The organism is Fibrobacter sp. UWR2, assembly GCF_002210285.1.
Lineage (GTDB): Bacteria > Fibrobacterota > Fibrobacteria > Fibrobacterales > Fibrobacteraceae > Fibrobacter.
In genome coordinates this window covers 18,864-31,529 of record NZ_MWQE01000008.1, presented here as the reverse complement: position 1 = coordinate 31,529, position 12,666 = coordinate 18,864, and the positions used below count along the sequence as shown (strand labels likewise).

Sequence of the window (12,666 nt, the reverse complement as noted above, 5' to 3'; positions counted from 1 at the left end):
ATTTTACTCTTGTGGTGCTTGCTACACGAGGAAGCGCGGGTAGATCCAGGAGCATTCCCTGGCAAGCATTTTCGGAAATTCGCGGAAAGACCCGTTTATCTGGAACAGGTTCAGGGCGCCTTCCACCGGCGAGAGCGAAATGACGCTGTCGGCGCGGGACTGGAGGTAGGGGTATTCGTCGTTGTTGCATGCGGTAACGACGGCACAGCCCGTAAGCGCGATAATCGTGTCGATCATCTGCATCAGAATCTGGTGCGGGGATCCGGTGAGTCGCATGGACTTCGGGTTGTGGAGTACGGCGGATATCGGGTCGATGACCACTACGCGGTAGTCGTGATTCTCGAGTTTCTTGGCACCCTCGATACGTTTCGCGATAAGCTGCGCTGTCTCGAGCGGGGAGAGCGCCGTACCGCGCAGGTTCAAGAAACCGAACTTTGGCGTACTCGCGTTGAGCCCGCGCTTGTTGCCGAGCAGGTGGAGACGGTTCAGGAATACGGACTTCGTGAGTTCGAAGTTGATGAACAGCACGTCGTTCGAGGAGGTCGCGTTGCCGAACCAGTCTTCGCCGTAGCAAATGGAAAGAGCCATGTCCATGAGGGCGAGCGACTTTCCGCTCTTGGGGGGGGCCTGGAACAGGAAGAATTCGCCTGCGCGCAGCATGTTCTCGATGATGCTCGCATCTTTTTTTGGCGGTTCCTCGCTGTCACTGGCAAGTTCGATTAGCGGCTTGCCGTCGAGGGAGTACTCGACCCATTCCTTCCATTCCTTGAAGTTCTTCGCGCCCTGCTCGGTGCCGATGAGGTACTGCTGCTTGCCGCCACGCAGCACGCCCGGCATGCGAGCCATGAAACTGGGGCTCTTGTTTGCGGAATCGATCTTGAACCCTTGGGAATCGAGAGTCTTGAATAGGAATTCAATGCGCTCGTCGTATTCCTCGCGGTCAACTGCACCGATCTTTACCCAGGCCTGCACCGAGTTCGCGCCCGTATTCACGAGGGCTGCGCACGGGAGGTTCAAAGCCTTGTAGTAAGCAAGCTGCTTGGCCAGGGACATCTTCGGGTTGTCAATGACGGCATAGCGGTAACGCCAACTTTCGTCGGTCGCATCCGTTCCGCCCTTTGTCGCGTTTACGCAGATGAGGGCGCCGTCCTGGCAGTCTAGGCTCTTCATGATTTTCTTGATGGCATCGTCGCGGTCGACGATATTCGAAACGAGTTCGGCGGTCGCCGTGGGCGTGTCCGAAATCTTGAACTCGATGGTTTCGTCTTTTTCGAAGGCCACTTCAAGGAGTTTCGCGAGGTCTTTTCTCCAGTCGGCAGCGGGCCAAGGAATGGAAAGGGCTTCGGGGTCAATCTTGAAGTTTTGCAGGAGTTCCATCGACTGCGTGTCGAGGCCAAGAGCAAGCATCTGTTCCATCGAAATCATGCCCGTAGGGAGGGGCGAGATGATTGTTGACTTCGGCATGGATTCTACGACCGGTGCCTGTCCTGCGGGAGCGGCGGCGGGAGCCTCTTGGTGGACTTCTTCACGTTCGCTGGAACGCTTTTCCGAGGAGAAAGCCCTGCGCAAGACCTGTTCGACTTCGTCCGGAGAGAGACCTTCGTCGCGGGCCTTTCCGCCCAGCTGGAAGCTCGCGTCCATGAAGGTCCATCCCTCTTCCTTGGCGGCTTCGCCTGCCTTGTAGAGTTCGCTCTTCAGGTCGTTCGGATTGTACTTCGTCTTGAGGAATGTGTTGATGACTTTTCTTGCGCTTTCCATAAGAGACCTCTGTTCTGTTTATGGTTTCAAGATAATTTTATCGGGCGCTTCCTGTCTAGGGCGTCTTGATGCGAAGCCTTGCAAATTCGTAAAGTCCGAGGGAAAGGGCTACAGATGCGTTGTAGGAGTGCGCTTCGGGCATCATCGGGATGCGCAGCACCGCGTCGCACTGCTTCTTGATGAACGGCGGAAGGCCTACGTCTTCGCCGCCGACAGCGATTACGGCCTGGTCGGCGAACTTGAAGTCGGCGAGGTTCGTTTCGGTGTCGGCGTCAAGCCCGAGAATCTGGTAGCCGGCCATCTTGAGTTCACCGACGGCGGCCTCGAGGTTATCGGGCCTGCATACGCGCATCTTTTCGAGGGCGCCGGCAGAGGTGCGGGCTACGCTCGGGGTAATCCCGCACATTCCCTTCGCGGGAATCAGGAACAGGTCGACGCCCAGGGCGAGGCAGCTGCGGATGCAGGCGCCCAGATTGCGCGGGTCTTCGATATTTGTTGCGACGGCGATAAGTTTCTTTTCGCCCTTCTCTTTCGCTGCAAAGAGTTCTTCGCGCACGTCCATCCAGTTCAGGAGTTCCTTCTCGTTCATCAGCGCGACGACACCCTGGTTCGGGCGGGCGTAGCTGTCGAGAATTTTCGAGTCGACCTGCTGCACGTGCACGTGCGAGCGCTTGGCGAGTTTCTGCAGTTCGTAGAGCTTCGGGTTGCCCGACTGGTGCATGAACAGCACGCGGTGGACCTTCAGCGGTTCCTTGGTCAAAAGTTCAGTGACTTCCTTAATGCCTCCGACGGCGACCTGCGGTTGCGAATCCGCGTCACCCATTGCAGTAATCACGTTGTCCGGGGAGGGGCGCCTGTTCTCGAATTTCCTTTCGCCCCTGTTGTCGAACCTCTTTTCAAAACGGTTCTCGAACCGACGTTCGTGCCCGAACCCTTGCCTGCGGTCACTACTGAAACCGCGACGGTTGCCGTCATTATTGAAAGCCATTGAATAACTCCGTTTTTTCCTTGTGTTAAGTGCTTTTGTCAGCCTCTAGTACAGTTCCTTGCAGGCGATGATGACATCCATTCTGATGTCGGTTTCCTTCTGTGCTAGCGGTTCCTTTGAAATCTGTGCCGGCGTGGCGATGCCTGCCTTGTATGCCTTGGGGTACTTGGAAAGGAACCTGTCGTAGTATCCCTTTCCGTGGCCGACGCGGCAACCGTCCCAGTTGAATTTGACTCCGGGAACGAGGAACACGGGAATCTCGCCTTCGAATTTCTCGAAGCCTTCGCGTGGCTCCATGATGCCGAAATGTCCCTTGACCAAGTCCTTGCGCAGGCTGCTCACCTTGTAGAAGTTCATGATGCCATCGCCTTCGCAACGCGGAAGCAGAAGTCGGCCCTCTATGGCAAGTTCCTGGATGATAGGCTTGATATTGGGTTCGCCCTTCACGGGGTAGAATGCCGCGATGTTGCGCGCGTCCCTGTAACCGGGAATTTCGTGGATCTCGGTCCAGGGGTCCCTGATGACGTCTTCGCCCCTCTTTTCGCGACGCTTCTTGAGGACAAGTTCCACAATGGGACTACTCCCGAAAACAAGCATGACCAGGATGCAGATGGCAATTGCCGGTATCAAGCTCATGGGCTAGTCCTCGCCGATTCGCTTTGCCGTGGGGAGTTTTTCGCGGAGGATTCGGTTCCAGATATTCTTTTGCCAGTTCATTAGGTGGGCTTCGGCGTAACGCTCTTCCCAAGCCATGCATCCAGGTGCGGCAAGCCAGATGAGCTGGGCCCTGTTTGCAAGGAGCGATGGGTCGAGATGTTCCTTTTCGGCTTCTTCGTCACGCCAGAACTTGAGGGCGGCGAGCAGTTCGGAATGGGGGACCACAGGCGGAGGCGGGGCCTTCGGCAAGCGTTCTGGCCATTCGCTTTCCGGCGTAGAAATGGCGGTCTGTAGCATTTCCTTGAATGAGTCTAGCCGTTCTTCCCTGAAATTCCTCGGGAGCTTGGGAAGGTGTTCCACCTTCACGTCGGGGAAATGTGCCTGTGCCGAGCGCACGATGGCGAGCATGAGTTCTGCAGGCATGACCTTGTAGGGAGGCCTGTCCATGAGTTCGGCCTGCTTTTCACGCCATTCCCACAGGTGCTTTAAGATGTTGAGCCCGCAGGGGCTGAAAAGGCTTGAGCCTGTAAGGCGCCAGTGCTCGCGCGTTTTTTCGCTGGGCATCCTGGCATGCTCGATCAGGGCCTGGCATTGTTCCATGAGCCAGTCCATGCGGCCGGCCGCGAGGAGTTTTTCCGAAAGGATGGCGCATAGTTCGTGCAGGTAGAACGTATCGTGAATGGCGTACTCACACATCTCTAGCGGAAGCGGACGGATTGTCCAGTCGGCGCGTTGGTTCTCTTTCTTGAGTTCGTCACCGAAATTCTCGCGAACCAGGTCGGCAAGGCCGAGATGCTGAGCCCCGAGAAACTTTGCAGCAAGCATGGTGTCGAAAATTTTCTTGGGAGAGTAGCCATAGGCCTGCCACAGGAGCCGCAGGTCGTAGTCGGCTCCGTGGAAAAACACGGTCTGCATGGCCTTTGTTGCGAAAATCGGGGAAATGTCGACGGAACAGAGCGGGTCTACAATATAGTGGTGCTCTCCGATGGTAATCTGGATGAGGCAGAGCCGGGCTTGGTAATGGTGCATGGAATCGGCTTCCGTGTCCACGGCGGCCATCTCATAGAGTTCAAGGTCTGCCAGAAGCCCTGCCAGGGATTCTTCGCTGTCGACCAGGATGTAATTCTCGTTTTGCATCATTTTCGCTAAATTTAAATAAATAACAGACGAGGTGGGCATCGAACTGTGGACAAATCATTCTGTTTTCTATATTTGCGCCCATGAAAAAAATTTCCCTTACGGGCATCAAGCCCACCGGTACTCCTCACCTGGGTAACTACCTCGGTGCAATTCGCCCCGCTCTCGAACTTTCCAAGACCTACGATACGGTCTACTTCATCGCCGACTACCATGCTCTCACCACTGTTCAGAATGGTGCCGAGATGCGTGCGAACATCTACAAGATTGCGGCGACCTGGCTTGCTCTCGGTTTGAACCCCGAAGAAGGCCTGTTCTACAAGCAGAGCGACATCCCCGAGATTTTCGAACTCAGCTGGGCCCTCAGCTGCTTTACGCCGAAGGGATTCATGAATCGCGCCCACGCCTACAAGGACAAAGTGGCTAAGAACGAAGCTGCCGGCGAAGACCCGGATGCGAACGTGAACATGGGCCTCTACTGCTACCCGTGCCTGATGGACGCCGACATCTTGATGTTCAGCGCCGACATCGTGCCCGTGGGCAAGGACCAGAAGCAGCATGTGGAATTCGCACGTGACATCGCCATCAAGTTCAATAAGCACTTCGGCGAAGACGTCTTCACGATTCCGGAACCGGTGTTCCAGGAAACGACGGGTATCATCCCTGGTCTTGACGGCCGCAAGATGAGCAAGTCCTACGACAACGTTATCGACATCTTCCTCGAGAGCAAGGCCCTCAAGAAGAAGATCGGCAAGATTGTTACGAACTCCCAGGGCATCGAGGAACCGAAGGACCCCGACACTTGCAACGTGTTCAAACTGTACAAACTTTTTGCCACGCCGGAACAGACCGAGGCACTCGCCGCTCGCTACCGCGCCGGCGGTATGGGCTGGGGCCACGCGAAGCAGGAACTCCAGAATGTTCTCGAGGAACACTTGGGCCCAGCCCGTGAGAAGTACTTCTACCTGCTCGACCACACCGAGGAAATCGACAAGATTCTCGCGTACGGCAAGGAGAAGGCCCGCGTGAAGTCGAAGGCGATGATGGAAAAGGTCCGTTCTCTGTTGGGTACGTATTAGTATAGAGTGTCATCCCCGCGAAGGCGGGGATCTCCAATAAAAAAATCCCGCCGGAAAAAACGGCGGGATTTTTAATTTTTTGTGTGTCGCGATTTAGGCGTTAAACGGAGTCATTACCTGCCAGAGAACTGCCTTATGCGCGTGAAGCCTATTCTCGGCTTCTTCGAAGCTCATGTTCACGTCGAGGTTGTCCATCACGGAGTCCGTGATTTCTTCGCCGCGGTGTGCGGGCAGGCAGTGGCTCACCTTGCAGTGCGCCGGAGCAAGCTTCAGGAGTTCGTCGTTGATCTGGAACGGGAGGAAGTGGCTCTGCTTTTCGGCCTTTTCGCCTTCCTGGCCCATGCTCACCCAGACGTCGCTATAGAGGATGTCGGCGTCCTTGACGGCTTCCTTCGGGTCGTTGAACACGCGGTACTGGCAGCCGTGCTTCTTGAGGCCGGCGGCGGCTTCTTCCACCACGTTCTTCGGCTGCTCGAAACCCTTGGGGCAGGCGAGCGTGAAGTTCATGCCCACCTTGGAGGCGAGGGCGAGGAAGGAGTTTGCCACGTTGTTGCCGTCACCGATGAAGGCGACAGTCTTCGGCTTGCCGTCGGCGTTCTTGAAACCGCCGAGGTTTTCGGAAATCATCTGGGCAAAGGCGATGGCCTGGCAGGGGTGGCAGTCGTCGGTTAGGGCGTTCACTACGGGGACGCTACCAAATTCGGCGAGTTCTTCCACGAGCTGCTGCTTGAAGCAGCGGACCACGATGGCGTTCACCCAGCGGCTGAGGCAGCGGGCGACATCCTTCACGCTTTCGCGCTTGCCGAGACCGATGGAATCCGGGGCGAGCAGCACGGCGTGGCCGCCAAGCTGGTTCATGCCCACCTGGAATGTGGTGATGGTTCGCAGCGAGGGTTTCTCGAAGAACATGGCGATGTTCTGGCCGTGCAGACGGTCAGAAACCTTGCCGGCATGGACCTCTTTCTTGAGGCGCGAGGCAATTTCGACGGTTTCGAGGATCTTTTCTTCGCTCCAGTCCATGAGGCGGAGGAAATGCTTGTTGCGATCGATCATTTTTGAATCCTTTGGGCAAGCCCTAAAAACAAAAAAAACTAAAAAACGGAGTTTTTCACTCCGTCTTTTGGAAATCACAAGAAGATGCTAACGGATATTAGCGAAGTTTCTTTTTGTGACGGTCACGACGACGGCGCTTTTTACGCTTGTGGGTCGCAATCTTCCTGCGCTTTCTTTTCTTTCCGCAAGGCATGGTTGTATCTCCGTTAAAGGTTAAACTTAAAAATGTGCCCCCAAATAGAGCAAATTTCGCGCGTTTTGTCAAGGGATTCGGGCGAAAAGTGCGTTTTTTATCCCGGACGGGCGATGCAGGTCGAACCTGCGCTTTTTTTTGCGAAATTACGCCTCTCGAACCAGTTCCATCGCGCTCCGGATGAGAGCCGCGGCCCCGCCGAACTGTGTAGCGCGCGGGGCGTTGTTGCTGAGCATCTGGCGATACTTGCGGGCACCGGGGAGTCCGGTGAATAGCCCGTACAGGTGGCGGACGAGGATTGTCGCGGGGCAGCCTTCGGCAGTCTGTTTCTCCACGTAGGGGAGGTAGGCCTCGAGCAATGCCTTGCGGGTGGCGGGCCGCGCCTTGCCAGCAATGATATCTGCGGGGCTATCGCTCTCGGGACGCGGGTCATTGAAAATTCTTTCGTCGGCATCGCGCAGGAACCACGGGTTCTCGTACGCTTCGCGCCCGACCATCACGCCGTCCAGGTCCTGCAGTTGCTCTTCCACCTGGTCGAGCGTCTTGATGCCGCCGTTGATGCTGATGTTCAGGTCCGGCATCTCCGCCTTCAGGCGGTGCACGAAGTTGTAGTGCAGCGGCGGGACTTCGCGGTTCTCCTTGGGGCTGAGTCCCTGGAGCCAGGCCTTGCGCGCGTGGACAATGAAAATCTTGCAGCCGGCATTGCTGATAGTTTGTACAAAATCGGTAAAGAATTCCCAACTGTCGAACTCGTCGACCCCGATGCGGCACTTGATGGAGACGGGAATGCTTACGGCATCCTGCATGGCCTTGAAGCAGTCGGCCACGAGGTTTTTATCCTTCATGAGGCATGCACCGAAGTTCCCGTTCTGCACGCGGTCCGAAGGGCATCCGCAGTTCAGGTTCACTTCCTGGAAACCTGCTGCTTCTACGAGCTTGGATGCATGCGCTAGGTCTGCGGGGTTGCTACCCCCGAGCTGCAATACTGCAGGGTACTCGAAGGGCTCGTGCCCGAGGAACTGTTCCGGTTTTGTGTGGAGCACCGCGTTGGCGACGACCATCTCGCTGTAGAGCAGAATGTTCCGCGAAATCAGGCGCAGAAAGTAACGCTCGTGGCGGTCGGTGCAGTCAAGCATCGGCGCGATGGATAGGCGGCGGCAGTGGTCCAGGTTCATGCGCGCAAATGTAGAAATTGCTATAATATATTACATGAGTTTAATACACAAAATTGTCGTTGCTGGCGGGACGCACGGGAACGAGCGGACGGGTGTTCGCTTGGTCGAGAAGTGGATGGCGTGCCCCGAATGCTACGGCACGTGCTGCCCCAGCGCCGAAGTTGCGCTGGTGCTTGCGAACCTGGAGGCCATGCGGCTCAACCGGCGTTACCGCGACTTTGATTTGAATCGTTCCTTTTCGCAGGTTTGTCTTGACGCGTCCTCTGAACCGCAACAGTACGAGTTTAGGCGTGCGCGCGAACTGAACCGCATTTACGGCCCGAAGGGGGGCGGCACGAAGACCGACCTGCTGCTCGATGTGCACAATACAGGCTCGAACATGGGGCTTTGCCTGATCCTTTCGGCTCGAGACCCGTTTACGATGAAGGCTTCCGCCGTCTTGACGCAGGAATTCGATGACGCCTGGATTTACTACCAGCCGGAAGAACGCAGTGCGTCGCCCTACTTTGGCACCGTCGCGAAGGCAGATGTGTGTATTGAAATTGGCCCGCAGCAGCATGGCACGCTGGATGCCCGACTGTTTGAACAGGCTGAAAAGCTGGTGAAGCGCTACCTGGAACTTGCTGACGAATGGAACCGCGGGGAATTGCAGAAGCGTGCCCCCATCCAGGTGGAAGTCTACACGCAGTTGCGCGATCTCGGTTATCCGAAATCGTGGGCCGGAGCCCCCATCGAGGCGATGATCCATCCGGACTTGCTGGGGCGTGACTTTAGCGAACTTAAGAAAGGCGACAAGGTGTTCCGCACCTTCGACGGTAAGGATATTTTGTACGAAGGCGAGGCGGACGGTCGCGAGAGCGTTTGGCCCATCTTTATAAACGAACCCGCGTACTACGAGAAGGACATCGCGATGAGCCTGACCGTAAAGAGCGTGGAGGAATGGTAGTATGAGCGATTTTGATATGAGCGGCGTGCCGGGCGAGGAACTTTCCTCCATTCCGGGCGAAGAACGCCTGGGCAACTTGATGCAACTCATTGAGGCCCAGAGGGGCGAGGGCTGGGAGTCCCGCCTGCAGGACATTCTCGATTCCTTCGAGGACTTCTTGACGATGCGCCCCGAACCGCCACAGGCATGGAAGGATACCTATGCCGCGAGCGGCAAACAGTTCGACTACTACCAGATTGTGCTCCCGAAGGATTTCGAGGACCCGTACGAGGATGACCTCGGAAACATCCGTCGCCTGCGTGGCGAGTTCGAGCGTGTGCCGAGCACGATGGCGCTGGAACACGAACTCGTCAGCCGCAATTACTTTGTCTATGAAAATGGTCACGCGGAGGCTATCCCCGCACCGCGCCCGATGCTCATGCTCGAAAGCCAGGACCGCGATGACGACCAGGAAGAAGAGGAAGGCGACATCACCTGGGACTGCTGTATAAGCATTTTTGCCGACGGAAGTTACACCGCCTATAACCTTGATAACGACGACGAAGAGGTTTTAGGGGAGGATTTTAAGGCAGTTTTCAAGAAATACATCAAAACATTGTCAAAAATGCAACTCGTGATACCCGTCGAAGGGCGAGATTATGGTATATTAAGGAGTGATGCGTAAGGTCTTGGAAATATGTCTTGCGGTTACCCTGCTTTGTAGCGGGGCTTTCGCTGCATTTATCCAGAGCCCGATTCCGCCGAGTTCCAAGCAGAATTTTTTCCGTGACATGGACGGCGATGGCCGGATGGACCGGATTGTTCTGCGTTTCCTCGGTGCGATTTCCGATGAATACATCAAGGAGATGATCGATAGCCTGGACTATACCTGGATCGATTCTACGGGTCTTGTTACGCGCTATATGGTGCCCGCCTCGAAGATGCGAGTGGATTCCGCGAGCGTACGGCAGGTGCTGGTTGATTTGGACCAGAATGCATTCGAGAACTTGACGACTCCATCTTCTATCTACATGCCGGTGGGCAGTTACGGGACGCTGAATCTCTACTTGACCGATAGCACGGTTTTCCATGTCAACATGCGAGACGGTATGGCTCCTGCGATACTGGATGCCCATATCAAGAGTTATCGTGGCCGCCGAGTGGACTCCCTGCGAGTCAACTTTACGGAATGGACGGAGACCGTCGATTGGTGTGACGCCATTTTGGAATTCAAGAAAGCGAAGGATTCTACGGTGAGATTCCTTCCGGCGTCTTCTGTAGAATGGTCGATGCTCGCTTCGCGCGCGCTGTTCCTGTTCGATGAAGACTTGGCTCTCGAGAAGAGGCTTTCGCCGGGTGATTCCCTGCGAATAACCGAGGGCTGCCTAAAGGATACGTCGGGCAACGCTGTTCCCAGTGGTGGAGGCTTTGTCGAGGTGAAGGGATTCTTCCCGTTTGACTTGAAGACCTCGAACCTAATCGAGGACGATGGTACCGCATCTTCGAACGACGCTCCGGTGTTCCAGTTACTGTTTCGCCCGATGGACGAACCTGAGGAAGAGATTGAGAAAACTTGGGACATGACGATGGAAATTCTCGGTTCCGATTTCGAGAACGCTTTGCGTAATGCGGAAGGACTTGAATCGCAGGAACCGATTGATCCTTCGAAACTCAAGATTACCTACAACGTGAGAATTTATACGAACCTCGGCGCCTATGTTGCCGGGTCTAGTTCTGTGGTGATGGGGGATGATTCCCGCTTCGAGACGACCCCGACAAAGCTTACGCTCCGCTGGAACCTGTTGGATGCGCACCGTCGCCGTGTTTCGACCGGTGCCTATATCGCAAACGTCTTTGCTACGATTGAATACAACGGCAGGATCGTTTACAGGAGCGATGTCGATGCTAGTTCCGTTTCTCGCGTGTTTGGCGTGACCCGCCGTTGATTGCATGGACGCGCTGGAACTGGATATTTACAAGCGGTACAGGAATGTAATCGATCCGGGGTGGAACCTTGGGTTGTCTTCTTTTGATTGTTGCGGAAAAGAGCCGCGCAGTGTGCGGCTTAGTGACTTGTTAGATAAGTACGATGCCTTCTGCTTTGACGGCTATGGTACGCTCTATAACCGCGGGTCGTTTGTCTATGAGGGCGCTCTGGAATGGTTCTCCATGCTGCGCAAGGCAGGCAAGCACCTTAGGCTTGTGACGAATGCGGCGTCGAATATCGAAAGCGTACTGGCAGCCGAGGCCGATGCTCGCGGATTTGACTTTACTGCAGGAGAAACCATTTCTTCGGGAAGCCTTGCGGCGACATTCTTCGATGAATGTTCGCGCACGGGGAACGCCATCCGCGAATTGTACTATATTGGCCGTCCTTCGGGTGTGGCTGTGTTGGAATCGTTCGGAGTTTCCGCCGTCGAAAATCCCGGAAGCCCAGTGGTAGCGGTTTCTTCGGCGACCGCAGACGAATCGATGTTCGAACATGCAGTGGAAATTTTGCGTCGACCAGGGAGCATTCTGTTAGTGCTGAACTCGGATGCGTGGGCGCCTAAAATTGATGGCTCGCGTTCACCTGTTTCGGGTGCGTTGGCCGAACGCCTGCGTCGTGAATCGGGTTGCGACAACGTTCATTATTTCGGGAAGCCGTTTTCTGCGATTTTTAACAAAGTAAAGGCTAGCCTGCCGGCGAGTTCACGCATTCTTATGGTGGGCGATACGCTCGGGACCGACGTGATGGGTGCGCGCTATGCGGGTATTGACAGCGCGCTGATTGTCGGCAGGAACGAACCTGCAGCGGAACTGAAGGCGGATGAACGCGCTCTTGGGATAGTTCCCGATTACTACTTGGAAGTCTGATCGGCTTGTGGCGCTGTGGCGGAGTCGGCTGGCTGCGCGTTTGTTTGTGCGGGAGCAGCATTTTCGCCGGGTTTGCCTGCAACAATCACGTACAACGTGTCATGAACGACGACGGTATCACGCACAAATACAGTGTCGGGCGTGCAGACAGCTGCTGTTGTTTTGGCTGCGGGCTTGCTGGTGTCGGCGACGGTTGCGGAACTTGCTGGCGTTGTTGCGCTACTTGCAGGGACCTGCTTCGCAGAAGAACTTGCGGGCGCGGCGACTGCCGGCTGGTTCTTCTTGGCCTTTTCTTCTTCGAGGATTTTTTTGACCAGCATTTCGCGCTTTGTCTTGAGGTCTTCCATTTCCTTTTTCAGACGGGTCTTGTTGCCTGGGCGGCGCTCCCTAGAATAGCGCCCTTCGATGCGGTCGATTTTGACATCGAGTTCGCGGAGTTCGTCATAGAGCGGGCCTTCGCCCTCGAGTGCGGGGGCGGGCTTGAACCAGTCAACGAACCTCTGCCACAGGGATTTTTCCTCCTCGGCGTGCAAGGCTGTTGTCGCGCAGAGCGTGAGCGCGATGAACAGGGTCCCGGGAATGAATTTGCGGAAATGCATGCGACAATGATAGAAAAAAAGAACCCTTTTTGAGGGTTCTTCTAGAGCGGGAAAAGGGGATCGAACCCTCGACATCGACCTTGGGAAGGTCGCGCTCTACCAACTGAGCTACTCCCGCGAGTGTTCCAAATTTAAAAAAAAAGGACGTTTTGTAAAGGGATTCTGGAAATTTGGGGCGATTTTTGCCTTGTTGTGTTTGCATAAACGCTTTTGGGGCGGCCTGGCAGCATTTCGGGGCGAATCGCA

12 protein-coding genes and 1 tRNA gene are annotated in these 12,666 nt (G+C 55.7%); 5 read left to right on the top strand and 8 right to left on the bottom strand.

Annotated elements, in window-relative coordinates; genetic code table 11:
* Positions 1-21: 21 nt before the first annotated feature.
* From B7994_RS10770 to B7994_RS10755, 4 genes are read right to left on the bottom strand one after another with little or no spacing between them, the layout of a single operon-like run.
* Positions 22-1,758: an AAA family ATPase gene (locus B7994_RS10770; protein WP_088638468.1), complete on the bottom strand. Its 1,737-nt coding sequence runs from the start codon at positions 1,756-1,758 to the stop codon at positions 22-24.
* A gap of 55 nt (positions 1,759-1,813) precedes the next feature.
* Entirely contained in the window at positions 1,814-2,746 is a 933-nt protein-coding gene (locus B7994_RS10765; protein ID WP_088638467.1) for an RNA methyltransferase, read from the bottom strand.
* 45 nt (positions 2,747-2,791) lie between these two features.
* A complete protein-coding gene (locus tag B7994_RS10760; RefSeq protein WP_233143176.1) occupies positions 2,792-3,382 on the bottom strand; it encodes a 5-formyltetrahydrofolate cyclo-ligase in 591 nt (196 codons plus the stop codon).
* 3 nt (positions 3,383-3,385) lie between these two features.
* Entirely contained in the window at positions 3,386-4,543 is a 1,158-nt protein-coding gene (locus tag B7994_RS10755; protein WP_088638466.1) for a ribonuclease D, read from the bottom strand.
* Between the two features lie 80 nt (positions 4,544-4,623).
* Here B7994_RS10755 and trpS point away from each other — a divergent pair, with 80 nt between their 5' ends.
* Complete coding sequence (gene trpS, locus B7994_RS10750; protein WP_088638465.1) at positions 4,624-5,619, top strand: tryptophan--tRNA ligase; 996 nt, start codon at positions 4,624-4,626, stop codon at positions 5,617-5,619.
* 93 nt (positions 5,620-5,712) lie between these two features.
* Here the strand turns inward: trpS and argF are convergent, their stop codons facing one another.
* Positions 5,713-6,672 carry an ornithine carbamoyltransferase gene (argF, locus tag B7994_RS10745; protein ID WP_088638464.1) on the bottom strand — a complete coding sequence of 320 codons (960 nt, stop codon included), beginning with the start codon at positions 6,670-6,672 and terminating at the stop codon, positions 5,713-5,715.
* Positions 6,673-7,011: 339 nt separating this feature from the next.
* Entirely contained in the window at positions 7,012-8,040 is a 1,029-nt protein-coding gene (gene dusA / locus B7994_RS10740) for a tRNA dihydrouridine(20/20a) synthase DusA (RefSeq protein WP_088638463.1), read from the bottom strand.
* Between the two features lie 34 nt (positions 8,041-8,074).
* On the opposite strand from dusA, the gene B7994_RS10735 reads away from it, so the two are divergent.
* The 4 genes from B7994_RS10735 to B7994_RS10720 are packed head-to-tail and all read left to right on the top strand — an operon-like array spanning position 8,075 to position 11,821.
* On the top strand, positions 8,075-8,986 hold the full coding sequence (locus B7994_RS10735; protein ID WP_088638549.1) for an aspartoacylase: 912 nt from the start codon (positions 8,075-8,077) through the stop codon (positions 8,984-8,986).
* 1 nt (position 8,987) lies between these two features.
* A complete protein-coding gene (locus B7994_RS10730) occupies positions 8,988-9,650 on the top strand; it encodes a hypothetical protein (protein WP_233143175.1) in 663 nt (220 codons plus the stop codon).
* Positions 9,643-10,911 (top strand): hypothetical protein, encoded by a 1,269-nt coding sequence (locus B7994_RS10725; protein WP_088638462.1) that lies wholly within the window; start codon positions 9,643-9,645, stop codon positions 10,909-10,911. The genes B7994_RS10730 and B7994_RS10725 overlap by 8 nt, the downstream gene beginning before the upstream one ends.
* A gap of 4 nt (positions 10,912-10,915) precedes the next feature.
* Complete coding sequence (locus B7994_RS10720; protein WP_088638461.1) at positions 10,916-11,821, top strand: HAD-IIA family hydrolase; 906 nt, start codon at positions 10,916-10,918, stop codon at positions 11,819-11,821.
* Here B7994_RS10720 and B7994_RS10715 read toward each other — a convergent pair.
* Both B7994_RS10715 and B7994_RS10710 read right to left on the bottom strand, forming a co-directional pair.
* The gene (locus B7994_RS10715) at positions 11,806-12,420 is read right to left on the bottom strand and encodes a hypothetical protein (protein WP_088638460.1); all 615 of its coding nucleotides are present in this window, start codon (positions 12,418-12,420) and stop codon (positions 11,806-11,808) included. The genes B7994_RS10720 and B7994_RS10715 overlap by 16 nt on opposite strands.
* Before the next feature lie 45 nt (positions 12,421-12,465).
* A tRNA-Gly gene (locus tag B7994_RS10710) sits at positions 12,466-12,538 on the bottom strand.
* Positions 12,539-12,666 lie beyond the last annotated feature (128 nt).

What these genes read in the sequence shown, in the direction of transcription:
- B7994_RS10715 (WP_088638460.1), bottom strand. Translation starts at nt 12,420, where the DNA reads ATGCATTTCCGCAAATTCATTCCCGGGACCCTGTTCATCGCGCTCACG.
- argF (WP_088638464.1), bottom strand. Translation starts at nt 6,672, where the DNA reads ATGATCGATCGCAACAAGCATTTCCTCCGCCTCATGGACTGGAGCGAA.
- B7994_RS10755 (WP_088638466.1), bottom strand. Translation starts at nt 4,543, where the DNA reads ATGATGCAAAACGAGAATTACATCCTGGTCGACAGCGAAGAATCCCTG.
- B7994_RS10720 (WP_088638461.1), top strand. Translation starts at nt 10,916, where the DNA reads ATGGACGCGCTGGAACTGGATATTTACAAGCGGTACAGGAATGTAATC.
- dusA (WP_088638463.1), bottom strand. Translation starts at nt 8,040, where the DNA reads ATGAACCTGGACCACTGCCGCCGCCTATCCATCGCGCCGATGCTTGAC.
- B7994_RS10765 (WP_088638467.1), bottom strand. Translation starts at nt 2,746, where the DNA reads ATGGCTTTCAATAATGACGGCAACCGTCGCGGTTTCAGTAGTGACCGC.
- B7994_RS10760 (WP_233143176.1), bottom strand. Translation starts at nt 3,382, where the DNA reads ATGAGCTTGATACCGGCAATTGCCATCTGCATCCTGGTCATGCTTGTT.
- B7994_RS10735 (WP_088638549.1), top strand. Translation starts at nt 8,075, where the DNA reads ATGAGTTTAATACACAAAATTGTCGTTGCTGGCGGGACGCACGGGAAC.
- B7994_RS10730 (WP_233143175.1), top strand. Translation starts at nt 8,988, where the DNA reads ATGAGCGATTTTGATATGAGCGGCGTGCCGGGCGAGGAACTTTCCTCC.
- B7994_RS10725 (WP_088638462.1), top strand. Translation starts at nt 9,643, where the DNA reads ATGCGTAAGGTCTTGGAAATATGTCTTGCGGTTACCCTGCTTTGTAGC.
- trpS (WP_088638465.1), top strand. Translation starts at nt 4,624, where the DNA reads ATGAAAAAAATTTCCCTTACGGGCATCAAGCCCACCGGTACTCCTCAC.
- B7994_RS10770 (WP_088638468.1), bottom strand. Translation starts at nt 1,758, where the DNA reads ATGGAAAGCGCAAGAAAAGTCATCAACACATTCCTCAAGACGAAGTAC.